This window comes from Pseudomonas sp. LBUM1640 (assembly GCF_059716225.1).
The window spans coordinates 5,694,908-5,716,756 of record NZ_CP166816.1 but is presented as its reverse complement, the minus strand read 5'-3'; the positions used below and the strand labels follow the sequence as shown (position 1 = coordinate 5,716,756).

Here is a 21,849-nt window from a genome sequence, read left to right as displayed (position 1 = left end):
TTTATCTGTAAATTCGACGTTTTGGGTCTGCCGGCCCGCGACGTTCGGCGGTATAGGGATCAAATGCGCCCAGGTGTTCCAAATCACTGTTTCGGTAGACTTCCAGTTCCCCTTTCTTGGAATCCCATTCAAATAACTTTCTCCTTTTCGCATCTATCCAGCGATCACGTAAGCCACCCCCGCCTTGTCTTGGCGTCACCGGCCTTTGGGGAATCAAACCTGGAAAGCCCGTTATGTCTTCGGTTTTTGGCGCAGGAAAGTAATCATGATCCGGGTTTCTCAACCCCTTCCGAGGCTCATTCACCACCACATACAGCGGCCGAACCCCCGACTCCACCGGGAACACCAGAATAAAATCCCGATACCCCGGCGGATAAACCGGGTTCACCAGAATCTGCGCCGCCTTCTCCGTCGGCGGGTAAATCCAAATCACCGGCGCTTGCGGCGCAGCCTCCAACGCCGGAATACCCAGCGTGTCGCCTGGATCCACCGCAGGCGTCCAGATCAGCTCCACGCCCTCACCCAAATCCGCCACAAACTGATCGCCACGGCTTTGGAACTGCACCACATCAATCATCTGCCAATCGGCATGGTTGCCCGTGTAAAACCCATACCCCTTGAGCGTGCCGTCCTCAAGTTGCTCCACATGCAAACGCATCTGCGACCGCGCCCGTTGTAACGAACGCAGTTGCTCTTCGCTGTAAAGCGCGCTATCGCCCAGCTCCGAAGGCCAAGCCAACGCCACCAACCCCGCCAGCAGGCCACTGGCTACAGAGCCAGCGACGGTGGCTGCAGACTCCACCACCGCCGAGCGCAACGCCAACTGCCCCAAGCCAGCAGGCAGGGCGCTGCCACTGATCTTGCGCAGAGCAACCGCGCCTCGGCTGTCCACCTCACGGCCACCCAACAGGCTGAAATGGCCGTAGTCCTTGATCAGCTCCAACGGTACGTAACCGGTGGGGGTGTTGTAGCGAATGATGCCGTCAGCCAGTTGGCAAGGCTTGGCGAAGGTGCAGCCGGGAAGCTTTGCGGGCGTAGCTGCCGGGGCGGGTGTTGGGTCAAATAAGGCTATTGGCGGCGAATAGGGCTCCCGTTTCGGCTGCGGGGTCAGGATTCGCCGCTTGAGTTGTTCTTCTTCGGTGATGGGGTACGAGCGTTCTGGCATGACGGGCTCACTTCCTTGTGCGAGGGAGTGAGCGTACGAAGGGGAGTCAGAGGTTGATGTCGGCTTTGTTCGATGGTCTGCGTGGGAAAAGTGGACTGCTGCCTGATTCGACACAGTTGTTTCGATTATTGCGATTTTCGTTTGTTTCGTTTAGTGTTGGTTTCAACTGAGTTGCGTAACGCTGGAGCTACATCATGATCACCAACCAACTTCCCAAAACGATCCTTCCGCTGGAAAAGGAAGTCGAAGCGGCCGTGCAAGGCCAGCGCGAATTGGCGTCCCTGCTATCGACCAAATTTGAAACCCAACGCATCGACATCTTCGACAAAGAAGACAAACCCCACACCCTCGTACTCCCCACCTCAGCACTGCGCTTGCTGGTCGATATTCTCGGTGAGCTCGCTATCGGAAATGCCGTCAAGGTCGTGCCGGTGCATGCCGAATTGACCTCACAGGAGGCCGCTGACCTGCTTAACGTTTCACGCCCGCACCTGGTCAAGATGCTGGAGGAGGGCGCCATTCCTTTTACAAAAACGGGACGGCATCGGCGAATCCGGTTCTCGGACCTGATGGCGTTCAAGCAGCGCCGTGACGAAGAAAGCCAAGAGGCAATGGAAGCGCTGGCGCAACAAGCCCAGGAGTTGGGAATGGGGTATGACGGATGAGGTGTTCGCCTTTTACGGCTTATTATGAGGTTATATTCATTTTTCGTTAATGAGAGAAAAATTTACATGGCATGGAGTTGAACGGATAATCTGCAGTGACTAAATTTTGAGATTGCCCTAAGTTTCATAAGTTAGTTATTTTTATGGTTGTATAATTTATTATATTGCTTCCAGAGTCTTTTTCTTACTGCCGGGGCTATCTTGACAGATGGGCGGGCGCCTGCGGTCGTGACTATATGTACTCTGAAAAAGTGTATGCGTATCCAAGCGATAATGCGGCTTCTATGAAACACAAATCTCTCAGGTTCGTCTAGTGTAATAAAGAAATCATTTAAATAGAAGGCGCGGCCTTCTTCACCATCTGTTATTCTTATCGGGATCTTAGAACAGAATTTCCCTACGCTAGGATCTCTATAGGGGTGAAGAAAAATGAAGCCTTTTACGAATGGAAGTTTCCAGCAGTGATTTGTCACTGTAACTGGTCTAGGACCAATATTTGTAAAGGATAAAACAAATACCTCGCAGTCGAGTATATCCATATTGGTGGAGGGCAAAAGACCTAGGGTTAATATAGATTTCAGGCTAATCCGTTTGTCTCGAACAGAAAGCCAGAGTGCAAATCCTGTAATGAGCAGTGTTCCGATCGCTGAAATCCAGTTAGCAAAGCTGTTAATACACTCCCAAGTTTTACAAGTTTCTAAAATCATTTCTTGTGCTGCCTATAGTGACATTGTTTTTGGAGGGCCGCTTTCATGATTTATTGAGTACATTTCTGCGTTGTCAGAAAACTCGAAGAATAACGCCCAGTATTCTCTAGATATATTGATTCCTTCGTTGAAGTTTTTGCCGTGGCGTGCGCAGTTTGCGTAATAGCCGAACATATAAAATGCAACTGTTTCATCTATTTGTTTTGATTTGACGAGCAAGGCTATCTCTTCAAGAAATGCCATTAGTTTTCTTTTTTTATCCCACATGGCAGCTGCTGCCAAGTCTTCATGGTCCGAGTCAATCAAGCAAAGTATCTCATAAAGATCTTTGTCGTCGAACAAGCGCCTATGCTGCGCTAGGAAAAATTCAGTTCGTTTAAGTTTGGCTGAGATCTCCTTGTCTTGAATTTCCTTTATGCGCTGCTCATCTAGGCGCCTTAACTCTTGATATATTTTGTATAGACCTACTGCTCCGATAATGACTGTGGCCAATACACTGGCAGCTTGCCAATATACTGCCCACTCAGACATGGGCATGCATATGGATGTAAATATAGCGCAATAGCTTTCTGTGGTTGTCAATCAGATAACCTCAAGTATATCGTGAACGATATATCGTTTGACTATTCCCTGAGCACTTACGATCTTCGACACCTTAAGGTGGACTTTTCCTGTTTGACCTTCGTTATGCTCCTGCATTGACTTTAATGAAAGTCCTCTCACACGATTGTCGTCAGGATTTTTCAATGCGAAGGAAACTACTTTTTGATCCTCGTCAGAGTAAAGTCTGCCAAAGTGGCTGAGTATGTTGACTTTTGTTATGTTTCCGGAAATGTACTCCGTTTCGGTTTGCTCTTCTCTTGTGGTAACAAAGTCAAGTGTAATTTTGTCTAGTGTTATCGCATCCCCTACTCGTGGGCGATTAAAGAATATTTTCATTGTTGGGTCTCTTGTTATCGCTTTGTGAATCAGATTCATCGGCGACTCTAGAGCGTCAGCAATTTCATATATGAATAAGTCATTTTTTGCCGCGATTTTCTTTACGTATGATGTCTGAGGTTCTGTAATTATTCCTACAGATGCCGAGATGACCCACGTGAAGTAGTCCCAAAAAACGTTTGTTATCACAGATGGGCCTATTCTCTTTGCAACCTGTTCGTCGAATCGAATGTCTACCTGCTCTTCAAAGCATCCTTTTTTCGACGAGTGAACAAAGGCTCTTGCGCCTTTTGCACTTTGGTTTTTTAGACGTACCTCCTCTTTGTTTGATAGGGAGTGAGCTACTAGGTTGACCGTGCGCGCTAACCCGTAGATCGTATTGGCGGCGTCATAGACGTCTAATAGTCCGTCGTCAGCTACGCCGCCTTCAATGCGAAGTATTAAACTTAACTCTTTAGCTTCCATGCTTTACCTGTTGTGTAAATAAAGGGTTAGTGTTTTTTGAATTCCTGAATGGAAGGCTACTAATTTGCCATTACGTTGTCTATGCGAATTTCCCATTACGAGCGAAACGCTCGGTAATATTTTCCTTCAAAGAACTGATTTCACCTTCGTCCTCATACAGCTAATCTTTCCTACGTCGCTACCAACCCAGCGACCGGACTTGAGAATCCGAGAAACAATAGGCGCATAGGCGCCACCATCCATTAGACTGTTGGCGCTTTTTTGTGCTCGTATGTCTGTGTCATGGCGGCTATGCGTGGGAGGCCTTCGGGTCTGCCGGGTTCCTATTGTCCCGGTTTCTCAGCCCGCGCATAGCTGCCACCCATTCGCATGAGAAACGAACGTGGCGGCTCACTACATTAGGAGCTTAAGCAATGAGCGTTTCTGATAGGTCGTATCCTCGCAGCACCTTCATAACCACCTCCACGCAGCCCGGAGGTGCCCAATGATCAACCCACCCCTCAACAAAACCCTCGGCGTCATCACCTTCTCAACCTGCGGCCAACAGCCCAACCTCCACCGTCTATTCCGCGTCAACTCCGGCGTGCCCATTCGCGATGCCCTGGAGCACGCCTCCGAGCTGCTTCACTGTTCCAAAATGCTCGCCTTGGATGCCGCCATGGACAACAGCGCGGACCGTTATGCCTGGGCGGCGCATTATTTGGGGGAGATGGCGAAGGCAGTGGTGGATGATTTGGCGAATGGGATGTTGCCGAATGGGGTGATGGAGGAGGGGGAGGCTGTTGGTGTGTAGGCGGGTGAGGTGATGGTGTTTGGGCTGGCGTCTTCGCAGGCAAGCCAGCTCCCACATTTTGATCTTGGTACATCCGTGTAAATCGTTTAGCAGTAAAAGAGACCTTGGGACGCCAAGGTCTTTTTTTGCCTGCTGATCAGCTCAGCAGGTGCTTGGAAATGATCCGCGAGATTTCCACAATCGACGTTTTCCCGGTGAATTCAAACTTCACCTTCCCCAGCGACGAAAAGTAAATCTCCAGCTCCGAATCCAGATCAAACGTGCCGGACGTTTCCACCGAGTACGCGACGATGTTTTTGTACGGCAGCGAGGTGAAGTCCTTCTTGCTGCCGGTAATCCCCTGCACGTTCACCGCGATAATGCGTTTGGTGGTGAAGACCACGCCGTCGCGCATGGCTTTGTAGGCGTCGATCACTTCTTCGCCGTCGAGCAGCAGGGCCGAGACGCGTTCGGCGTATTCGTTGTTTTGTTTGAGCTTGAAGAAGCCTTTGTTGTTGAAGTCGATCATGTGCCTGTCCTTGGGTGAATGGGGTGGTAACCGCCTGCGTGTGTGTATGACGTTTTGCTCGCGGATCTGTATCTAACGGCCTGCTGTTCAGCGCCCTACCATAGCGCCCAGCACAACACTTAAGGAGCGATACCATGCCCGAACTGTCCAGCTGGCTGGCCTATGGCCTGATCTCACTCGGCATGGTGCTCACGCCCGGGCCGAATATGATTTACCTCATTTCCCGCTCGATTTGCCAGGGGCGTACGGCTGGGCTGATCTCGCTGGGTGGTGTCGCGTTGGGGTTTGTGGTTTACATGCTGTGCGCAGCATTGGGCATCACCGCGTTGGTGATGGCGGTGCCGTTTGCCTACGACGCGCTGCGGCTGGGTGGTGCGTTGTATCTGGTGTACCTGGCCTGGCAGGCGGTCAAGCCGGGTGGCCGTTCGCCCTTTCAGGTTCGCGATTTGCCCCAGGACAGCCCGCGCAAGCTGTTCATGATGGGCTTTGTGACCAACTTGCTGAACCCCAAGGTGGCGGTGATGTATTTGTCATTGTTGCCGCAGTTCATCGACCCGAACGGCCATGGCAGTGTGCTTGCGCAATCGCTGGTGCTGGGCTTTACGCAGATTGCCATCAGCGTGAGCGTTAACTCGGTGATTGCCATTATGGCGGGCTCCATCGCGGTGTTCTTCGTTACCCGGCCGAGTTGGCAGGTGGTACAGCGTTGGGTGATGGGCTCGGTGTTGATGGGGTTGGCGGTGCGTATGGCGGTTGAAGGGCGGCGGTAAGTCGGGCTCTACAAGATGGCTTTCAAGTAATCCTTGAGTGGGCTGAGTGAGGTATTTAGTTCCTCAAGTGTCGACGCTTGGCGCATGTCCTCCGCGAGCCGTTGCAGCTCGCGACCCATGACGGTATCGGCGCCACCCAAGGATTCAAGTGCTAACGCAATGCACTCATTAAGCTTGAGTTGAATCGTGGCCAAATCCCCTTGGCGCACCAATAACCCGAACACCTCCCGCTCATACCCATCCATCACCAGATCGTCCCGCAGAATCGGGCTCGCGCCTTCGGTCTCATGCGCCAGCTTGAGAGCAAAAAGCGCAACAGCTTCCAGCGTCAACTCCATGGTCCCGGCTCCTCAATGTCTGCGTTCGCCTGTGCATACTCACTTTTCTACAGGCGAAAAAAAAGACCTTGAATTTCAAGGTCTTTTTTTAAGATGGTGCCCCGAGGGAGACTCGAACTCCCACTCCTTTCGAAAACGGATTTTGAATCCGCCGCGTCTACCAATTCCGCCATCAGGGCTCAATGGCGGCGAAGTATAGAGATGAGATTACCGTTGGTCAATCACGTTTCATGGTCTATTTTCACTATTTCCGCTAGACTTCCCGGCCCTGCTAGACGAACCCCATCATGCGCGTTGCTGACTTTACTTTTGAGCTCCCTGATTCGCTGATCGCTCGCCACCCTTTGGCCGAGCGTCGCGCCAGTCGACTGCTGACCCTGGACGGGGTGAGCGGTGCCCTCGCACACCGTCAATTCACTGATTTGCTTGAGCATTTGCGCCCAGGCGATTTGATGGTGTTTAACAATACCCGGGTGATTCCGGCACGGCTGTTTGGCCAGAAAGCGTCCGGCGGCAAGCTGGAAATTCTGGTGGAGCGGGTGCTGGACAGCCATCGCGTGCTGGCGCATGTGCGCTCCAGCAAGTCGCCAAAACCGGGTTCGAGCATCCTGATCGACGGCGGTGGCGAGGCCGAGATGGTTGCGCGCCATGACGCGCTGTTCGAGCTCAAGTTTGCCGAAGAGGTGTTGCCGTTGCTGGAGCGTGTCGGCCATATGCCGTTGCCTCCTTATATAGACCGCCCCGACGAAGACTCGGACCGCGAGCGCTATCAAACGGTTTACTCCCAGCGCCTGGGCGCCGTGGCCGCGCCGACGGCCGGGCTGCATTTCGACCAGCCGCTGCTGGATGCGATTGCCGCCAAGGGCGTCGAAAGCGCCTATGTGACCCTGCACGTGGGGGCCGGCACGTTTCAGCCGGTGCGTGTGGATAACATTGAAGACCACCATATGCACAGCGAGTGGCTGGAAGTCAGCCAGGAAGTCGTGGATGCGGTGGCGGCGTGCAAGGCGCGCGGCGGGCGAGTGGTTGCCGTGGGCACCACCAGCGTGCGTTCGCTGGAGAGTGCGGCGCGTGATGGCGTGCTCAAGCCGTTCAGTGGTGACACCGATATCTTTATTTTCCCAGGCCGGCCGTTCCATGTGGTCGATTGCCTGGTCACCAACTTTCATTTGCCGGAATCCACGCTATTGATGCTGGTGTCGGCATTTGCCGGTTACCCGGAAACCATGGCCGCTTATCAAGCCGCCATCGCCAACGAGTACCGTTTTTTCAGCTACGGTGATGCGATGTTTATCACCCGAAACCCGGCGCCACGCGGCCCTGAGGAAAACTTATGAGTCGTATGTCGTTTGAATTGCTGGCCACGGATGGTAAAGCTCGCCGCGGCCGTTTGACCTTCCCGCGCGGCACCGTCGAGACCCCGGCTTTCATGCCTGTGGGCACCTACGGCACCGTCAAAGGCATGCTGCCGCGTGACATCGTCGCCACCGGCGCCGAGATCATCCTCGGCAACACGTTCCACCTGTGGCTGCGCCCGGGCACGGAAGTGATCAAGAAGCATGGCGACCTGCATGACTTCATGAAGTGGCAAGGCCCGATCCTCACCGACTCCGGTGGTTTCCAGGTGTTCAGCCTGGGCGCCATGCGCAAGATCAAGGAGGAGGGCGTGACCTTCGCTTCGCCGGTCGACGGTTCCAAGGTGTTCATGGGCCCGGAAGAGTCGATGCAGGTGCAGCGCGACCTGGGCTCCGACATCGTGATGATTTTTGACGAATGCACGCCGTACCCGGCAGATGAGGACGTGGCGCGTATTTCCATGGAGCTGTCGCTGCGTTGGGCCCAGCGTTCGAAGAATGCCCACGGCGACAACACGGCGGCGCTGTTCGGTATTGTCCAGGGCGGTATGCACGAAAGCCTGCGCAAGCGCTCGCTGGAAGGCCTGGACAAGATCGGCTTTGACGGCCTGGCCATCGGCGGTTTGTCGGTGGGCGAGCCCAAGCACGAGATGATCAAGGTGCTGGATTACCTGCCGGGCCTGATGCCGGCTGACAAACCTCGTTACCTTATGGGCGTTGGCAAACCAGAAGATCTCGTAGAGGGTGTGCGCCGCGGTGTGGACATGTTCGATTGCGTGATGCCAACCCGTAATGCCCGCAATGGGCATCTGTTCATCGATACAGGCGTGCTGAAGATCCGTAACGCGTTCCATCGCCATGATGATTCGCCGCTGGATCCCACCTGTGACTGCTACACCTGCCAGAACTTCTCGCGTGCTTATCTGCACCATCTGGACAAGTGCGGGGAAATGCTGGGTAGCATGTTGAATACCATCCACAATTTGCGTCACTACCAAGTCCTGATGGCTGGTTTGCGCGAGGCTATTCAACAGGGTACATTGGCCGCCTTCGTCGATGCCTTCTATGCCAAGCGCGGGCTCCCTGTGCCGCCCTTGGACTGAGTTTTCCGACCCTAAGATTCACTATTTGCAACTGGAGTGCTAAATGAGCTTTTTTATCTCTAATGCCATGGCTGACGCCGCCGCGCCTGCCGCTGCCGGCCCTATGGGCGGTGGTTTTGAGTGGATTTTCCTGGTCGGCTTCCTGGTCATCTTCTACCTGATGATCTGGCGTCCACAGGCCAAGCGCGCCAAAGAGCAGAAAAACCTGCTGGGCAGCCTGCAAAAAGGCGACGAAGTTGTGACCACTGGCGGCATCGCTGGCAAGATCACCAAGGTTTCCGATGCTTTCGTGGTTCTGGAAGTCTCCGACACCGTAGAAATGAAGTTCCAGAAGGGCGCCATCGCCGCCACGCTGCCAAAAGGCACGCTCAAAGCGATCTAAGTAACAACCTTTACCAATCGACGGGGCGCGCAAGGCGCCCCGCGTTATAAGCGGGCGGCGTGATGCTGAACAAATACCCTCTGTGGAAATACGTACTGATCCTGGCGGTGCTGGCGATCGGTTTTATTTATTCCGCTCCCAATCTTTATCCTGATGACCCTGCGATCCAGATCACTGGCGCCAGCACTTCGCTGCAAGTCAATCAGGCTGACCTGGACCGCGCGAGCAAAGCGCTCACCGACGCGGGCATCCAGGTTAAAGCGGCAACATTGGCATCTGATGCGAAGGGCGGCTTGCTGCGCCTGGCCAAGGCAGAAGACCAATTGCCGGCCAAAGACGTTGTGCGCAAGGCCATGGGTGACGACTACGTTGTCGCGCTGAACCTGGCACAAACCACGCCAAAATGGCTGCGCAGCATTGGCGCGCACCCGATGAAGCTGGGTCTGGACTTGTCCGGTGGTGTGCACTTCCTGCTGGAAGTCGACATGGACAAAGCCCTCGACGCGCGCCTGAAAGTCTACGAAGGCGACGTGAAGAGCCTGCTGCGCAAAGAGAAGTTGCGTTATCGCAGCCTGCCGCAGCTTAACGGTGCCATTCAGCTGGGCTTCTCTGATGAAGCGACCCGCGAACAGGCCCGTGCGCTGGTCCGCAAGAACTTCAACGATTTCGACATCGTACCGGCTGACCTGAATGGCCAACCTGTACTGCGTCTGGCGATGACCCCAGCCAAGCTGGCGGAAATCCGCGAATACTCCATCAAGCAGAACTTGACCACGGTACGTAACCGCGTCAACGAGCTGGGTGTGGCCGAGCCGATCGTTCAGCGCCAGGGTGCCAACCGCATCGTGGTGGAACTGCCGGGCGTACAGGACACCGCTGAAGCCAAGCGTATCCTGGGTAAAACCGCCAACCTGGAATTCCGTTTGGCGGCTGAGCCGAGTGCTTCCCGCGCGACTGCCGAAGAATTCGAGTTCCGCGAAGGTAACCGTCCTCCAGCGTTGATCGAGCGTGGCTTGATCATCACCGGTGATCAGGTCACCGACGCCAAGGCTGGCTTTGACTCGCAGCACGGCACGCCTGAAGTGAACATCCGTCTGGATGGCCACGGTGGTGAACTGATGAGCCGCGCCACGCGCAGCAACGTCGGTCGCAGCATGGCAGTGATCTTCATCGAGCAGCGCCCAGTCACTACCTACACCAAGCAAATGGTCAACGGCGTCGAGAAAGACGTGCCGGTGCAGACCTTCAAAGAAGAGAAGAAGATCATCAGCCTGGCGACCATCCAGTCGCCGCTGGGTGCTCAATTCCGCATCACTGGCCTGAACGGTCAGGGCGAATCGTCCGAACTGGCGCTGTTGCTGCGTGCTGGTGGCCTGGCGGCGCCGATGTACTTCGTTGAAGAACGTACCATTGGCCCGAGCCTGGGTGCCGACAACATCACCAAAGGTATCGATGCCGCCTTGTGGGGCATGCTGTTTGTGTCGCTGTTCATCATCGCCATCTACCGCTTCTTCGGCGTGATCGCCACCGTGGCCTTGGCGGGCAACATGGTGATGCTGCTGGCGCTGATGTCGCTGCTGGGCGCTACGCTGACCCTGCCAGGTATCGCCGGTATCGTACTCACCATGGGTATGGCGGTAGACGCCAACGTACTGATCTTCTCGCGGATACGTGAAGAGATCGCGGCGGGCATGACCGTACAGCGTGCAATCAACGAAGGCTTCGGCCGGGCATTTACCGCGATTCTCGACTCCAACTTGACCACCTTGCTGGTCGGCGGGATTCTCTTTGCCATGGGCACCGGCCCGGTCAAAGGTTTTGCGGTAACCATGTCCCTCGGTATCTTTACCTCGATGTTCACGGCCATCATGGTGACCCGCGCAATGGTCAACCTGATCTTTGGCGGGCGTGACTTCAAGAAGTTGTGGATTTAAGGGGCTGCCATGTTACGTACAATCAACTTCATGGGCGTTCGCAACGTTGCGTTCGGCGTCACCGTGCTCCTTACCGTTCTGGCGTTGTTCAGCTGGTTCCATAAGGGCCTGAACTACGGTCTGGACTTCACCGGCGGTACGCTCATCGAGCTGACTTACGAGAAGCCGGCCGACGTCACCCTGGTGCGCAACGAGCTGGTCAAGGCCGGCTATCACGAGGCCATCGTGCAGAGCTTTGGTGCGACTACCGACCTGCTGGTGCGTATGCCCGGTGAAGACCCGCAATTGGGTCACCAGGTAGCCGAGGCCTTGCAGAAGGTCGGTGGCGACAACCCGGCGTCGGTAAAGCGCGTTGAGTTCGTTGGCCCACAAGTGGGTGAAGAGCTGCGCGACCAGGGCGGCCTCGGCATGCTGATGGCGCTGGCCGGCATCATGATCTACCTGGCGTTCCGCTTTCAGTGGAAGTTCGGTGTTGGCGCCATTGTGTCGCTGATCCACGACGTGATCGTGACCGTGGGTATCCTGTCCTACTTCCAGATCACCTTCGATCTAACTGTATTGGCGGCGGTGCTGGCGATCATTGGTTACTCGCTCAACGACACCATCGTGGTATTCGACCGGGTTCGTGAGAACTTCCGCGTACTGCGCAAAGCGACGTTGATCGAGAACATCAACGTTTCCACCACCCAGACCCTGCTGCGGACCATGGCGACGTCGATCTCTACTTTGCTGGCGATTGGTGCGTTGATGATCTTTGGTGGCGACAACCTGTGGGGCTTCTCCCTGGCGCTGTTTATCGGCGTTCTGGCGGGCACCTACTCGTCGATCTACATCGCTAACGTGGTGCTGATCTGGCTCAACCTCAACAGCGAAGACTTGATCCCTCCTGCTGCTACCGGCAAGGAGGTCGACGACCGCCCTTGATGGGCGCTTGTTGACACGCTGTTACAAAGAAGGCGCGAGTATTGAACTCGCGCCTTTTTTTTTGCTCCAAGGCTGGGTATAGCGCGGACGTTTCAGTCCGCTTGTGATGGTCAGGAGGTTCACGTGAACAAGTCGTTGCTGGTTGGTGCAGTATTGGGTGCTGTCGGTGTGACTGCCGGGGGTGCTGTTGCCACCTACAGCCTGGTAAAAAGCGGCCCTGAGTATGCGCAAGTGCTGGCGGTGCAGCCGGTGAAAACCCAGATTAAAACCCCGCGCGAGGTCTGCAAGGACGTCGCTGTGACCCGGCAGAAGCCGGTGCAGGATCAACATCAAATCGTCGGCACCGTGGTTGGTGCGTTGGCCGGTGGCCTGTTGGGCAACCAGGTCGGTGGCGGTAATGGCAAGAAGCTGGCTACTGTAGCTGGCGCGGTGGGTGGCGGTTACGCCGGTAACAAGGTTCAGGAAGGCATGCAGAGCCGCGATACCTACACCACTACACAAACCCGTTGTAACACCGTCAACGATATCAGCGACAAAGTTGTCGGCTATGACGTGCGGTACAACCTGGATGGTAAAGAAGGTTCGGTGCGTATGGACCGTGATCCGGGCGGCCAGATTCCAGTGGATAAAGAAGGCCGCTTGATCCTGGGGCAGAACCAGCAGTAATTCCAGGTCGAGCACGGTTCAAAATGTGGGAGCGGGCTTGCTCGCGAAGGTGGAGTGTCAATCAACAGATTTATTGACTGGGCTACCGCTTTCGCGAGCAAGCCCGCTCCCACATTGGGTATGGGTTGAAGCTGCAATTGCCGTATCGCCCAAATCCCAGGCACAAAAAAAGCACCCCTAGGGGTGCTTTTTTGTGTGCGCTCGCTTAGCGCTTCAGCGAAGCCGGCAGGTGCGGCTGGATCGCCGTCAGTACTGCCTTGAAGCATTTGGTGTTACCGGCAACCACGTGGCCTTTCTCAAGGAAGTCGTGACCACCGGTGAAGTCGCTCACCAGGCCGCCAGCTTCTTGAATCAGCAGGGCGCCTGCAGCCATGTCCCACTCGGACAGGCCCGACTCCCAGAACGCATCAAAACGACCGGCAGCTACGTAAGCCAGGTCCAGGCTGGCCGCGCCAGCGCGACGGATGCCGGCGGTCTGGCCAACCAGGGCGCGGAACATGCCCAGGTAGTTTTCCAGGTTATCCATCTGGTCGTCACGGAACGGGAAGCCAGTGCCCAGCAGGGCGCCGTCCAGGCTGGTGCGGCCGCTGACACGCAGGCGACGACCGTTCAGCTGGGCGCCACGGCCACGGCTGGCGGTGAATTCTTCCTGGCGAACCGGGTCCAGGACAACGGCGTGTTCCAGGCGGCCACGGTATTTGCAGGCAATGCTCACGGCAAAGTGTGGGATGCCGCGCAGGAAGTTGGTGGTGCCATCCAGTGGGTCGATGATCCACAGGTAGTCTTCGCCTTCGCCGCTGCCTTTGTGCAAACCGGTTTCTTCGCCGAGGATGCCGTGGGTAGGGTAGGCCTTGCGCAGTGCGTCGATGATTTTCTGTTCGGCGGCGCGATCCACCTCGGATACATAATCCTTGGCGTCTTTTTCGTCGACCTTGATGGTATCCAGGCGCTCGATGGAGCGGAAGATCAATTCACTGGCGCTGCGGGCGGCGCGCAGCGCGATATTCAGCATGGGCTGCATGGATGTGTCACCTAAGGTTGTTAAAGAAAGCCGAGCATTCTAGCAGAAACTTTCTTCAGGTGAAGGACGACGTTACCTTTCATGGCATAACCTTAGGCTGTTCTGTAAGATTTGCTCCCCTTTCCCGTGTCCGAGAGCGCCTCCCTTGCTGCAAAACATTCGTGTCGTCTTGGTCAATACCAGTCATCCCGGCAACATCGGCGGGGTGGCGCGAGCCATGAAAAACATGGGGCTGACGCGCCTGGTGCTGGTCGAACCGCGCGTGTTCCCGCACCACGAGGCCGATGCCCGTGCATCCGGCGCCAATGACATCCTGGAAAAAGCCCAGGTCGTCGCCACGCTGGAAGATGCCTTGGTCGGCTGCAACCTGGTGCTCGGCACCAGCGCCCGTGACCGGCGTATCCCCTGGCCGCTGCTGGATCCGCGCGAGTGCGGCACCAAAGTGGTGGAGGAGGCGGCCGGCGGCGCTGAAATCGCGTTGGTGTTCGGTCGTGAAGACTCCGGCCTGACCAATGAAGAGCTGCAGCGATGTCATTACCACGTGCACATTCCATCAGACCCTGAGTTCAGTTCGCTGAACCTCGGGGCAGCGGTGCAGGTGTTGAGTTATGAAGTGCGCATGGCCTGGCTGGCCGCTGAAGGCCAGCCGAGCAAGGTAGAAAAGGATGAAGTCGCATCGACCAAAAGTGGCGAGTTGGCCACGATGGACGAGCTGGAGCGGTTCTATGAGCACCTCGAGCAAACCCTGGTGGCCATTGAATTCCTCGATCCGGAAAAACCACGGCACCTGATGGCGCGCCTACGTCGCCTGTACGGGCGCAGCTCGGTCAGCCGGGCAGAAATGAATATATTGCGTGGCATCCTCACGGAAACCCAGAAAGCGGCCCGTGGCGAGCTTCTTAAGCGGAAGGATTAAAAATGTTCGAGCGTTTGCGAGAAGATATCCAGAGTGTTTTCCACCGTGATCCGGCGGCGCGCAACGCCTTTGAAGTGCTGACCTGCTACCCGGGCATGCACGCGATCTGGATTCACCGCCTCTCCGGCGCCTTGTGGGGCATGGGCTGGAAATGGCTGGCGCGGCTGGTGTCGAACTTTGGCCGCTGGTTGACCGGGATCGAGATTCACCCCGGCGCCAAGGTGGGTCGTCGGTTCTTTATCGACCACGGCATGGGCATCGTGATTGGCGAGACCGCCGAGATCGGCGACGACGTGACGCTATATCAGGGCGTGACCCTGGGCGGCACCAGCTGGAATAAAGGCAAGCGCCACCCGACCCTGGGTGACGGCGTGGTGGTGGGGGCGGGCGCCAAGGTGCTCGGTCCATTTACGGTTGGTGCCGGTGCTAAAGTTGGCTCCAATGCCGTAGTGACCAAGGCCGTACCGCCGGGCGCCACCGTGGTAGGTATTCCGGGTCGCATCATCGTCAAGCCGCAAGTCGGCGACGAACAGGAGGCCAAGCGCAAAGCCATGGCCGAGAAGATCGGCTTCGATGCCTACGGCGTCAGCGAAGACATGCCCGACCCGGTGGCGCGTGCCATTGGGCAGTTGCTTGACCACTTGCAAGCGGTGGACGGCAAGCTGGATGGCATGTGCGGCGCACTGAAGGAACTGGGCAGCAGCTACTGTGCGAAAGATCTGCCTGAGTTGCGCGAAGAAGACTTCGCCGAGATCAAAAGTGAAGCCCCTACCACCAAGGCTGGTTGAGTACGATCCCCTGTGGGAGCTGGCTTGCCTGCGATAGCGGCGGGTCAGCAGCCTCTAAGTTAGCTGGCTGACCGCTGTCGCAGGCAAGCCAGCTCCCACGCTTGATCTGCATTGGTCTTGAGATTGAGCCCCTTCCCCTGTTCCTGCTGTTCGATCCCGCCCCGCCCTGCTATGATTCGCGCGCCCTTTTTACGGGTAATCCTGACTAAAGTACTAGGTCTTATAGTTGACTTAAATACTCGGGAATCGCATACTTGCTCCCATTCTGAAACACCTTGGTACTTGTCCATGAGACTGACTACAAAAGGCCGATACGCGGTAACCGCCATGCTAGACCTGGCCTTGCACGCGCAAACTGGGCCGGTGTCCCTGGCCGATATCTCCGAGCGCCAAGGCATTTCCCTGTCCTACCTCGAACAGCTGTTTGCCAAATTGCGCCGTAGCAACTTGGTTTCCAGCGTACGTGGGCCGGGTGGCGGCTACCAATTGTCCCGCGACATGCAGGGCATCCAGGTAGCCCAGGTGATCGATGCGGTCAACGAATCCGTCGATGCCACCAAATGCCAGGGTTTGGGTGATTGCCACGCCGGCGACACCTGCCTGACGCACCACTTGTGGTGTGACTTGAGCCTGCAGATCCATGAGTTTTTGAGTGGTATCAGCTTGGCTGATCTTGTGACTCGCCGTGAGGTGCAAGAAGTAGCCCAGCGTCAGGACCAGCGCCGTTGCAACACCAAGGCGCCGCGTCTGGACAAGATCGAAGCGTCCGCCGTCGAGTAACAGCCGCAGAGCTAACGGCACGCCAGCCAGCCTGATTTAGGAGAAAGTCCATGAAATTGCCGATTTACCTTGATTACTCAGCGACCACCCCGGTTGATCCGCGTGTCGCGCAAAAGATGAGCGAGTGCTTGCTGGTTGACGGAAACTTCGGCAACCCGGCCTCCCGTTCCCACGTTTTCGGCTGGAAAGCCGAGGAGTCGGTCGAGATCGCTCGTCGCCAAGTTGCTGACCTGGTGGGCGCCGACCCGCGCGAAATCGTCTGGACCTCCGGTGCCACCGAGTCCGACAACCTGGCTATCAAGGGCGCGGCGCATTTCTACGCGACCAAAGGCAAACACCTGATCACCACCAAGATTGAGCACAAGGCTGTCCTCGACACCATGCGCCAACTGGAGCGTGAAGGTTTCGAGGTCACCTACCTTGAGCCAACCACCGACGGTATCGTCACCCCGGCCATGATCGAAGCCGCGCTGCGTGAAGACACCATCCTGGTTTCCGTGATCCACGTGAACAACGAAATCGGCACCATCAACGACATCGCGGCCATCGGCGAGCTGACCCGTTCCAAGGGCATCCTGCTGCACGTCGACGCGGCGCAGTCCACCGGCAAGGTCGACATCGACCTGTCCAAGCTGAAAGTCGACCTGATGTCGTTCTCCGCCCACAAGACCTACGGCCCTAAAGGCATCGGCGCGCTGTACGTAAGCCGTAAGCCTCGCGTGCGTATCGAAGCCACCATGCACGGTGGCGGTCACGAGCGCGGCATGCGTTCGGGCACCCTGGCGACCCACCAGATCGTCGGCATGGGCGAAGCCTTCCGTGTAGCCAAAGAAGACATGGCTGCCGAAAACGTGCGCATCAAGGCGTTGAGCGATCGCTTTTACAAGCAGGTCGAGAACCTTGAAGAGCTGTACATCAACGGCAGCATGACCGCCCGTGTACCGCACAACCTGAATTTGAGCTTCAACTACGTCGAAGGCGAGTCGCTGATCATGGCGCTCAAGGACCTGGCGGTTTCGTCCGGTTCGGCCTGCACCTCGGCCTCGCTTGAGCCTTCGTACGTACTGCGCGCCCTGGGCCGCAACGACGAACTGGCACACAGCTCGATCCGCTTTACGTTCGGCCGCTTCACCACCGAAGAGCAAATCGACTACGCCGCGCAGAAAGTCTGCGAAGCCGTCAACAAGCTGCGCGTTCTGTCGCCGCTGTGGGACATGTACAAAGACGGTGTCGACATTTCCAAGATCGAGTGGGCGGCACACTAAATATAGAAGCCGCCACCCAAGCTCTGTAGGAACGTGGCGGAAAACGCAGGCGTTTTTACAGGGTTCCAGAGCGGCCCTGATGAGTGAGGATTCAGTACCATGGCTTACAGCGAAAAGGTCATCGACCACTACGAAAACCCGCGCAACGTCGGCAAGATGAACGCGGAAGACCCTGATGTCGGCACTGGCATGGTCGGCGCTCCGGCGTGCGGCGACGTTATGCGCCTGCAGATCAAGGTCAATGACGCTGGCGTTATCGAAGACGCCAAGTTCAAGACTTACGGCTGCGGTTCCGCCATTGCCTCCAGCTCCCTCGCTACCGAGTGGATGAAAGGCAAGACCCTGGATGAGGCTGTCACCATCAGCAACACCCAGCTGGCCGAAGAACTGGCCCTGCCGCCAGTGAAAATTCACTGCTCCGTACTCGCCGAAGACGCCATCAAGGCGGCCGTTCGCGACTACAAGCAGAAGAAAGGCTTGATCTAAGCATTTGGCGACGAGTAAGGAGTCAACGATGGCTATCAGCATGACAGAAGCGGCTGCGCAGCACATTCGCCGCTCCCTGAATGGGCGCGGTAAAGGTGAGGGGATTCGTCTGGGTGTTCGCACCACGGGCTGTTCCGGCCTTGCCTACGTGCTGGAGTTTGTCGACGAGGTAGTTGAAGAGGATCAGGTGTTCGAAAGTCACGGCGAGAAAGTGATCATCGACCCTAAAAGCCTGACCTACCTGGACGGCACCGAGCTCGATTTCGTCAAGGAAGGGTTGAACGAAGGCTTCAAGTTCAACAACCCCAACGTACGCGGTGAATGTGGCTGCGGCGAAAGCTTCAACATCTGAGGCTATTTGTGGGTACTCCTTGTCATTTCGCTTTATTCGAGCTGCAGCCGAGCTTTCGGCTGGACCTCGACCAGCTTGCCACGCGCTACCGAGAGTTGGCGCGTGGGGTGCATCCGGACCGCTTCGCTGACGCTTCCGAGCGTGAGCAACGCCTGGCGCTGGAGCAGTCAGCCAGCCTCAACGAAGCCTATCAGACGCTGAAAAACCCGCCCAAGCGCGCGCGTTACCTGCTCGCGATGAACGGTGGCGAGTTGCCGATTGAAGTTACGGTGCACGACCCGGACTTCCTGATGCAGCAGATGCAATGGCGCGAAGAACTCGAAGACTTGCAGGACGAGGCCGATGTGGCCGGTGTCGCAGTCTTCAAGCGCCGTCTGAAAGTGGCCCAGGATGAACTCAACGAAAGCTTCGCAGCCTGTTGGGATGATGCAGCGCAACGTGAACAGGCCGAGCGCCTGATGCGGCGTATGCAGTTCCTCGACAAGCTCACCTACGAAGTGCGCCAGCTAGAAGAGCGCCTCGACGATTAACCCAGTGCTGCCCGTGCACGCCTGATAGACAGATAAGACCTGATTACCATGGCCCTACTGCAGATCGCCGAACCCGGCCAAAGCCCTCAACCGCACCAGCGTCGCCTGGCGGTCGGGATTGACCTGGGCACCACCAATTCCCTGGTCGCTGCCTTGCGCAGCGGCCTGTCCGAACCGCTGCCCGACGCCGATGGCCAGGTTATCCTGCCGTCCGCCGTGCGCTATCACGCTGACCACACCGAAGTCGGTGAGTCGGCCAAGTTGGCGGCGTCTTCCGATCCTTTGAACACCGTGCTGTCGGTCAAGCGCTTGATGGGTCGTGGTCTGTCCGACGTCAAGCAATTGGGCGACCAGCTGCCGTATCGCTTTGTCGGCGGCGAATCGCATATGCCGTTCATCGACACCGTCCAGGGCCCTAAAAGCCCGGTGGAAGTGTCGGCCGATATCCTCAAGGTGCTGCGCCAGCGTGCAGAAACCACCTTGGGCGGCGAATTGGTCGGCGCGGTGATCACCGTTCCTGCGTATTTCGACGACGCGCAGCGCCAAGCTACCAAGGACGCGGCGAAACTCGCCGGTCTCAACGTACTGCGTTTGCTCAACGAGCCGACGGCTGCCGCGGTGGCCTATGGCCTGGATCAGCACGCCGAAGGTTTGGTTGCTATCTATGACCTGGGCGGCGGCACCTTTGATATTTCGATCCTGCGCCTGACCGGCGGTGTGTTCGAAGTGCTGGCCACCGGTGGCGACACTGCCCTGGGCGGCGATGACTTCGATCACGCCATTGCCGGCTGGATCATCACCAGCGCCGGTTTGTCTGCCGACCTGGACCCGGGCGCGCAGCGTAATCTGCTGCAAACCGCCTGTGCGGCCAAAGAAGCACTGACTGATGCCCGTTCTGTAGACGTTTCCTACGGTTCCTGGTCGGCCCAGCTGACCCGTGAAGCCTTCGACGCGCTGATCGAGCCGATGGTTGCCCGCAGCCTGAAAGCCTGCCGCCGTGCCGTACGTGATTCCGGTGTTGAGCTGGAAGACGTCGCCGCCGTGGTCATGGTTGGCGGTTCGACTCGCGTTCCGCGCGTTCGCGACGCCGTTGCTGAAGCCTTTGGTCGCGAGCCGCTGACTGAAATCGACCCGGATCAAGTCGTCGCCATTGGTGCCGCGATCCAGGCCGATACCCTGGCCGGCAACAAACGCGATGGTGGCGAATTGCTGCTGCTCGACGTGATCCCGCTGTCTCTGGGGCTGGAAACCATGGGCGGCCTGATGGAGAAGGTGATTCCGCGCAACACCACCATCCCCGTCGCGCGTGCCCAGGACTTCACCACGTACAAAGATGGCCAGACGGCCATGATGATTCATGTGCTGCAGGGCGAGCGCGAGCTGATCAGCGATTGTCGCTCCCTGGCGCGCTTTGAATTGCGCGGCATTCCGGCAATGGTCGCCGGTGCAGCGAAGATTCGTGTGACCTACCAGGTCGACGCCGATGGCCTGCTCAGCGTGGCTGCGCGCGAGCTGGCCTCGGGCGTTGAAGCCAGCATCCAGGTCAAGCCGTCTTACGGCCTGACCGACGGCGAAATCGCCAAGATGCTTAAGGATTCGTTCCAATATGCCGGTGACGACAAGGTTGCCCGCGTACTGCGCGAGCAGCAAGTCGACGCCCAGCGCCTGCTTGAGGCTGTACAGGGTGCCCTGGATGCCGACGGCGAGCGCCTGTTGGATGCCGAGGAGCGCATGGTTATCGACCTGCAGATGCAGGAACTGGCCGAACTGATGAAAGGCACCGATGGTTACGCCATCGAGCAACAGACCAAGCGCCTGTCGCAAGTGACCGATGCTTTTGCCGCCCGTCGCATGGACCAGTCGGTAAAAGCCGCCCTGGCCGGGCGCAATCTGAATGAAATCGAGGAATAATTAATGCCGCAGGTCATTTTTCTGCCACACGCCGAGCATTGCCCGGACGGTATGGTCGTGGAGGCTGAGACCGGCAAGTCCATCCTCGAAGTTGCCCATGACAACCACATCGAGATCGAGAGTGCCTGTGGCGGCGTGTGCGCTTGCACTACCTGCCACTGCGTGATTCGCGAGGGTTTCAACTCTCTTGAAGAAGCCGATGAGCTGGAAGAGGACTTTCTGGATCGCGCGTGGGGCCTGGAGCCGACTTCTCGCCTAAGCTGTCAGGCCAAGGTCGGCACTGAAGACATCACCGTCGAAATTCCGAAATATTCCCTCAACCATGCAGCCGAAGCGCCGCATTGATTCAAGGAAATGTCATGAGCCTGAAATGGGTTGATGTACAAGAAATCGCTATACAACTTGCTGAAGCTCATCCTGAGGTCAATCCTCTTACTGTGAACTTCGTCAAGCTGCGCGACCTCGTAATGGCGCTGCCGGAATTCGACGACATCCCGGATCGGGGTGGCGAAAAGGTTCTGGAGGCGATTCAAGGCCTGTGGATCGAAGAAGCAGACTGAGCCGCCTTTTTACGCAGTTAGGCAATACCCAATAACCCGCGTATAATTCGCGGGTTTAATTTTTCGTAAATTACCGTTTCTGGAGTTACACCATGGCTGTTCAACGTACTTTCTCCATCATCAAGCCTGACGCTGTTGCAAAAAACGTCATCGGCGAGATCACCACTCGTTTCGAAAAAGCCGGCCTGAAGGTTGTAGCTTCGAAACTCAAGCAACTGTCCAAAGCTGAAGCTGAAGGCTTCTACGCTGAGCACAGCGCTCGTGGCTTCTTCGGCGACCTGGTTGCCTTCATGATCTCCGGTCCTGTTGTTGTTCAGGTTCTGGAAGGCGAAAACGCTATCGCTCTGAACCGTGAGCTGATGGGCGCTACCAACCCTAAAGAAGCCGCTGCCGGCACCATCCGTGCTGACTTCGCTGAGTCCATCGACGCCAACGCTGTTCACGGTTCGGACTCCGAAGCCGCTGCTGCTCGCGAAATCTCGTACTTTTTCGCTGCTACTGAAGTAACCGCTCGCTAAGCATCGGC

27 protein-coding genes and 1 tRNA gene are annotated in these 21,849 nt (G+C 56.8%); 20 read left to right on the top strand and 8 right to left on the bottom strand.

What is annotated here, in order from left to right:
- Position 1: 1 nt before the first annotated feature.
- The gene (locus ACA065_RS25350) at positions 2–1,165 is read right to left on the bottom strand and encodes an S-type pyocin domain-containing protein (RefSeq protein WP_497692001.1); all 1,164 of its coding nucleotides are present in this window, start codon (positions 1,163–1,165) and stop codon (positions 2–4) included.
- A gap of 194 nt (positions 1,166–1,359) precedes the next feature.
- On the opposite strand from ACA065_RS25350, the gene ACA065_RS25345 reads away from it, so the two are divergent.
- Positions 1,360–1,830, top strand: coding sequence for a helix-turn-helix domain-containing protein (locus ACA065_RS25345; RefSeq protein ID WP_497692000.1), 471 nt, complete (start codon positions 1,360–1,362; stop codon positions 1,828–1,830).
- Positions 1,831–1,961: 131 nt separating this feature from the next.
- On the opposite strand, the gene ACA065_RS25340 is transcribed toward ACA065_RS25345, so the two are convergent.
- Genes ACA065_RS25340 through ACA065_RS25330 form a run of 3 tightly spaced genes read right to left on the bottom strand, consistent with a single transcriptional unit; the run spans position 1,962 to position 3,941 of the window.
- Complete coding sequence (locus ACA065_RS25340) at positions 1,962–2,537, bottom strand: hypothetical protein (protein WP_497691999.1); 576 nt, start codon at positions 2,535–2,537, stop codon at positions 1,962–1,964.
- Positions 2,538–2,549: 12 nt separating this feature from the next.
- Complete coding sequence (locus ACA065_RS25335) at positions 2,550–3,068, bottom strand: hypothetical protein (RefSeq protein ID WP_497691998.1); 519 nt, start codon at positions 3,066–3,068, stop codon at positions 2,550–2,552.
- Between the two features lie 51 nt (positions 3,069–3,119).
- Entirely contained in the window at positions 3,120–3,941 is an 822-nt protein-coding gene (locus ACA065_RS25330; RefSeq protein ID WP_497691997.1) for a DUF7946 domain-containing protein, read from the bottom strand.
- Between the two features lie 484 nt (positions 3,942–4,425).
- Here ACA065_RS25330 and ACA065_RS25325 point away from each other — a divergent pair, with 484 nt between their 5' ends.
- Positions 4,426–4,734 carry a DUF3077 domain-containing protein gene (locus ACA065_RS25325; protein ID WP_497691996.1) on the top strand — a complete coding sequence of 103 codons (309 nt, stop codon included), beginning with the start codon at positions 4,426–4,428 and terminating at the stop codon, positions 4,732–4,734.
- 136 nt (positions 4,735–4,870) lie between these two features.
- Here ACA065_RS25325 and ACA065_RS25320 read toward each other — a convergent pair whose 3' ends face one another.
- Positions 4,871–5,242: a PH domain-containing protein gene (locus tag ACA065_RS25320; protein WP_053257892.1), complete on the bottom strand. Its 372-nt coding sequence runs from the start codon at positions 5,240–5,242 to the stop codon at positions 4,871–4,873.
- 134 nt (positions 5,243–5,376) lie between these two features.
- Between ACA065_RS25320 and ACA065_RS25315 the strand changes: the two genes are divergently transcribed.
- Entirely contained in the window at positions 5,377–6,012 is a 636-nt protein-coding gene (locus ACA065_RS25315; RefSeq protein ID WP_497691995.1) for a LysE family translocator, read from the top strand.
- Between the two features lie 8 nt (positions 6,013–6,020).
- Here ACA065_RS25315 and ACA065_RS25310 read toward each other — a convergent pair whose 3' ends face one another.
- Positions 6,021–6,350 (bottom strand): hypothetical protein, encoded by a 330-nt coding sequence (locus ACA065_RS25310; protein WP_497691994.1) that lies wholly within the window; start codon positions 6,348–6,350, stop codon positions 6,021–6,023.
- Positions 6,351–6,444: 94 nt separating this feature from the next.
- Positions 6,445–6,529, bottom strand: a tRNA-Leu gene (locus ACA065_RS25305).
- A gap of 108 nt (positions 6,530–6,637) precedes the next feature.
- Here ACA065_RS25305 and queA point away from each other — a divergent pair.
- From queA to ACA065_RS25275, 6 genes are all read left to right on the top strand, one after another.
- Positions 6,638–7,687 (top strand): tRNA preQ1(34) S-adenosylmethionine ribosyltransferase-isomerase QueA, encoded by a 1,050-nt coding sequence (gene queA, locus ACA065_RS25300; protein ID WP_497691993.1) that lies wholly within the window; start codon positions 6,638–6,640, stop codon positions 7,685–7,687.
- A gap of 5 nt (positions 7,688–7,692) precedes the next feature.
- Positions 7,693–8,808 (top strand): tRNA guanosine(34) transglycosylase Tgt, encoded by a 1,116-nt coding sequence (tgt, locus tag ACA065_RS25295; RefSeq protein ID WP_003175976.1) that lies wholly within the window; start codon positions 7,693–7,695, stop codon positions 8,806–8,808.
- A 43-nt stretch (positions 8,809–8,851) separates the two neighbouring features.
- The gene (gene yajC / locus ACA065_RS25290) at positions 8,852–9,190 is read left to right on the top strand and encodes a preprotein translocase subunit YajC (protein WP_003175975.1); all 339 of its coding nucleotides are present in this window, start codon (positions 8,852–8,854) and stop codon (positions 9,188–9,190) included.
- A 62-nt stretch (positions 9,191–9,252) separates the two neighbouring features.
- Positions 9,253–11,124, top strand: coding sequence for a protein translocase subunit SecD (gene secD, locus ACA065_RS25285; RefSeq protein ID WP_497691992.1), 1,872 nt, complete (start codon positions 9,253–9,255; stop codon positions 11,122–11,124).
- Positions 11,125–11,133: 9 nt separating this feature from the next.
- Positions 11,134–12,048 (top strand): protein translocase subunit SecF, encoded by a 915-nt coding sequence (secF, locus tag ACA065_RS25280; RefSeq protein ID WP_497691991.1) that lies wholly within the window; start codon positions 11,134–11,136, stop codon positions 12,046–12,048.
- A gap of 123 nt (positions 12,049–12,171) precedes the next feature.
- Positions 12,172–12,714 carry a glycine zipper 2TM domain-containing protein gene (locus ACA065_RS25275; RefSeq protein WP_497691990.1) on the top strand — a complete coding sequence of 181 codons (543 nt, stop codon included), beginning with the start codon at positions 12,172–12,174 and terminating at the stop codon, positions 12,712–12,714.
- 205 nt (positions 12,715–12,919) lie between these two features.
- Here ACA065_RS25275 and suhB read toward each other — a convergent pair whose 3' ends face one another.
- Positions 12,920–13,735: a type III secretion system regulator SuhB gene (gene suhB / locus ACA065_RS25270; protein ID WP_003175971.1), complete on the bottom strand. Its 816-nt coding sequence runs from the start codon at positions 13,733–13,735 to the stop codon at positions 12,920–12,922.
- A gap of 145 nt (positions 13,736–13,880) precedes the next feature.
- On the opposite strand from suhB, the gene trmJ reads away from it, so the two are divergent.
- The 11 genes from trmJ (at position 13,881) to ndk (ending at position 21,841) form a co-directional block, all read left to right on the top strand.
- On the top strand, positions 13,881–14,651 hold the full coding sequence (gene trmJ, locus ACA065_RS25265; RefSeq protein ID WP_003210307.1) for a tRNA (cytosine(32)/uridine(32)-2'-O)-methyltransferase TrmJ: 771 nt from the start codon (positions 13,881–13,883) through the stop codon (positions 14,649–14,651).
- A 2-nt stretch (positions 14,652–14,653) separates the two neighbouring features.
- Positions 14,654–15,439 carry a serine O-acetyltransferase gene (gene cysE, locus ACA065_RS25260; protein ID WP_497691989.1) on the top strand — a complete coding sequence of 262 codons (786 nt, stop codon included), beginning with the start codon at positions 14,654–14,656 and terminating at the stop codon, positions 15,437–15,439.
- A gap of 288 nt (positions 15,440–15,727) precedes the next feature.
- The gene (iscR, locus tag ACA065_RS25255) at positions 15,728–16,219 is read left to right on the top strand and encodes a Fe-S cluster assembly transcriptional regulator IscR (protein WP_003194020.1); all 492 of its coding nucleotides are present in this window, start codon (positions 15,728–15,730) and stop codon (positions 16,217–16,219) included.
- A gap of 50 nt (positions 16,220–16,269) precedes the next feature.
- Entirely contained in the window at positions 16,270–17,484 is a 1,215-nt protein-coding gene (locus tag ACA065_RS25250) for an IscS subfamily cysteine desulfurase (protein WP_497691988.1), read from the top strand.
- Between the two features lie 99 nt (positions 17,485–17,583).
- Entirely contained in the window at positions 17,584–17,970 is a 387-nt protein-coding gene (iscU, locus tag ACA065_RS25245; protein WP_003175965.1) for a Fe-S cluster assembly scaffold IscU, read from the top strand.
- Between the two features lie 28 nt (positions 17,971–17,998).
- Entirely contained in the window at positions 17,999–18,322 is a 324-nt protein-coding gene (gene iscA, locus ACA065_RS25240) for an iron-sulfur cluster assembly protein IscA (protein ID WP_003209680.1), read from the top strand.
- 8 nt (positions 18,323–18,330) lie between these two features.
- A complete protein-coding gene (gene hscB / locus ACA065_RS25235; protein WP_497691987.1) occupies positions 18,331–18,852 on the top strand; it encodes a co-chaperone HscB in 522 nt (173 codons plus the stop codon).
- Between the two features lie 48 nt (positions 18,853–18,900).
- A complete protein-coding gene (gene hscA, locus ACA065_RS25230) occupies positions 18,901–20,763 on the top strand; it encodes a Fe-S protein assembly chaperone HscA (RefSeq protein WP_497691986.1) in 1,863 nt (620 codons plus the stop codon).
- Positions 20,764–20,766: 3 nt separating this feature from the next.
- Positions 20,767–21,108: an ISC system 2Fe-2S type ferredoxin gene (gene fdx / locus ACA065_RS25225; protein WP_083356867.1), complete on the top strand. Its 342-nt coding sequence runs from the start codon at positions 20,767–20,769 to the stop codon at positions 21,106–21,108.
- Positions 21,109–21,122: 14 nt separating this feature from the next.
- The gene (gene iscX, locus ACA065_RS25220; RefSeq protein WP_032890702.1) at positions 21,123–21,323 is read left to right on the top strand and encodes a Fe-S cluster assembly protein IscX; all 201 of its coding nucleotides are present in this window, start codon (positions 21,123–21,125) and stop codon (positions 21,321–21,323) included.
- A gap of 92 nt (positions 21,324–21,415) precedes the next feature.
- Positions 21,416–21,841, top strand: coding sequence for a nucleoside-diphosphate kinase (gene ndk, locus ACA065_RS25215; RefSeq protein ID WP_003175956.1), 426 nt, complete (start codon positions 21,416–21,418; stop codon positions 21,839–21,841).
- The last annotated feature ends 8 nt before the right edge of the window (positions 21,842–21,849 follow it).

Excerpts from the sequence above, each read along its gene's own strand:
- ACA065_RS25325 (WP_497691996.1), top strand. The coding sequence starts at position 4,426 with ATGATCAACCCACCCCTCAACAAAACCCTCGGCGTCATCACCTTCTCA.
- iscU (WP_003175965.1), top strand. The coding sequence starts at position 17,584 with ATGGCTTACAGCGAAAAGGTCATCGACCACTACGAAAACCCGCGCAAC.
- ACA065_RS25315 (WP_497691995.1), top strand. The coding sequence starts at position 5,377 with ATGCCCGAACTGTCCAGCTGGCTGGCCTATGGCCTGATCTCACTCGGC.
- ndk (WP_003175956.1), top strand. The coding sequence starts at position 21,416 with ATGGCTGTTCAACGTACTTTCTCCATCATCAAGCCTGACGCTGTTGCA.
- ACA065_RS25250 (WP_497691988.1), top strand. The coding sequence starts at position 16,270 with ATGAAATTGCCGATTTACCTTGATTACTCAGCGACCACCCCGGTTGAT.
- cysE (WP_497691989.1), top strand. The coding sequence starts at position 14,654 with ATGTTCGAGCGTTTGCGAGAAGATATCCAGAGTGTTTTCCACCGTGAT.
- yajC (WP_003175975.1), top strand. The coding sequence starts at position 8,852 with ATGAGCTTTTTTATCTCTAATGCCATGGCTGACGCCGCCGCGCCTGCC.
- iscR (WP_003194020.1), top strand. The coding sequence starts at position 15,728 with ATGAGACTGACTACAAAAGGCCGATACGCGGTAACCGCCATGCTAGAC.
- ACA065_RS25350 (WP_497692001.1), bottom strand. The coding sequence starts at position 1,165 with ATGCCAGAACGCTCGTACCCCATCACCGAAGAAGAACAACTCAAGCGG.
- suhB (WP_003175971.1), bottom strand. The coding sequence starts at position 13,735 with ATGCAGCCCATGCTGAATATCGCGCTGCGCGCCGCCCGCAGCGCCAGT.
- iscX (WP_032890702.1), top strand. The coding sequence starts at position 21,123 with ATGAGCCTGAAATGGGTTGATGTACAAGAAATCGCTATACAACTTGCT.
- secD (WP_497691992.1), top strand. The coding sequence starts at position 9,253 with ATGCTGAACAAATACCCTCTGTGGAAATACGTACTGATCCTGGCGGTG.
- ACA065_RS25340 (WP_497691999.1), bottom strand. The coding sequence starts at position 2,537 with ATGATTTTAGAAACTTGTAAAACTTGGGAGTGTATTAACAGCTTTGCT.
- ACA065_RS25335 (WP_497691998.1), bottom strand. The coding sequence starts at position 3,068 with ATGTCTGAGTGGGCAGTATATTGGCAAGCTGCCAGTGTATTGGCCACA.
- iscA (WP_003209680.1), top strand. The coding sequence starts at position 17,999 with ATGGCTATCAGCATGACAGAAGCGGCTGCGCAGCACATTCGCCGCTCC.
- secF (WP_497691991.1), top strand. The coding sequence starts at position 11,134 with ATGTTACGTACAATCAACTTCATGGGCGTTCGCAACGTTGCGTTCGGC.
- ACA065_RS25330 (WP_497691997.1), bottom strand. The coding sequence starts at position 3,941 with ATGGAAGCTAAAGAGTTAAGTTTAATACTTCGCATTGAAGGCGGCGTA.
- fdx (WP_083356867.1), top strand. The coding sequence starts at position 20,767 with ATGCCGCAGGTCATTTTTCTGCCACACGCCGAGCATTGCCCGGACGGT.
- ACA065_RS25310 (WP_497691994.1), bottom strand. The coding sequence starts at position 6,350 with ATGGAGTTGACGCTGGAAGCTGTTGCGCTTTTTGCTCTCAAGCTGGCG.
- tgt (WP_003175976.1), top strand. The coding sequence starts at position 7,693 with ATGTCGTTTGAATTGCTGGCCACGGATGGTAAAGCTCGCCGCGGCCGT.
- queA (WP_497691993.1), top strand. The coding sequence starts at position 6,638 with ATGCGCGTTGCTGACTTTACTTTTGAGCTCCCTGATTCGCTGATCGCT.
- hscA (WP_497691986.1), top strand. The coding sequence starts at position 18,901 with ATGGCCCTACTGCAGATCGCCGAACCCGGCCAAAGCCCTCAACCGCAC.
- ACA065_RS25320 (WP_053257892.1), bottom strand. The coding sequence starts at position 5,242 with ATGATCGACTTCAACAACAAAGGCTTCTTCAAGCTCAAACAAAACAAC.
- ACA065_RS25345 (WP_497692000.1), top strand. The coding sequence starts at position 1,360 with ATGATCACCAACCAACTTCCCAAAACGATCCTTCCGCTGGAAAAGGAA.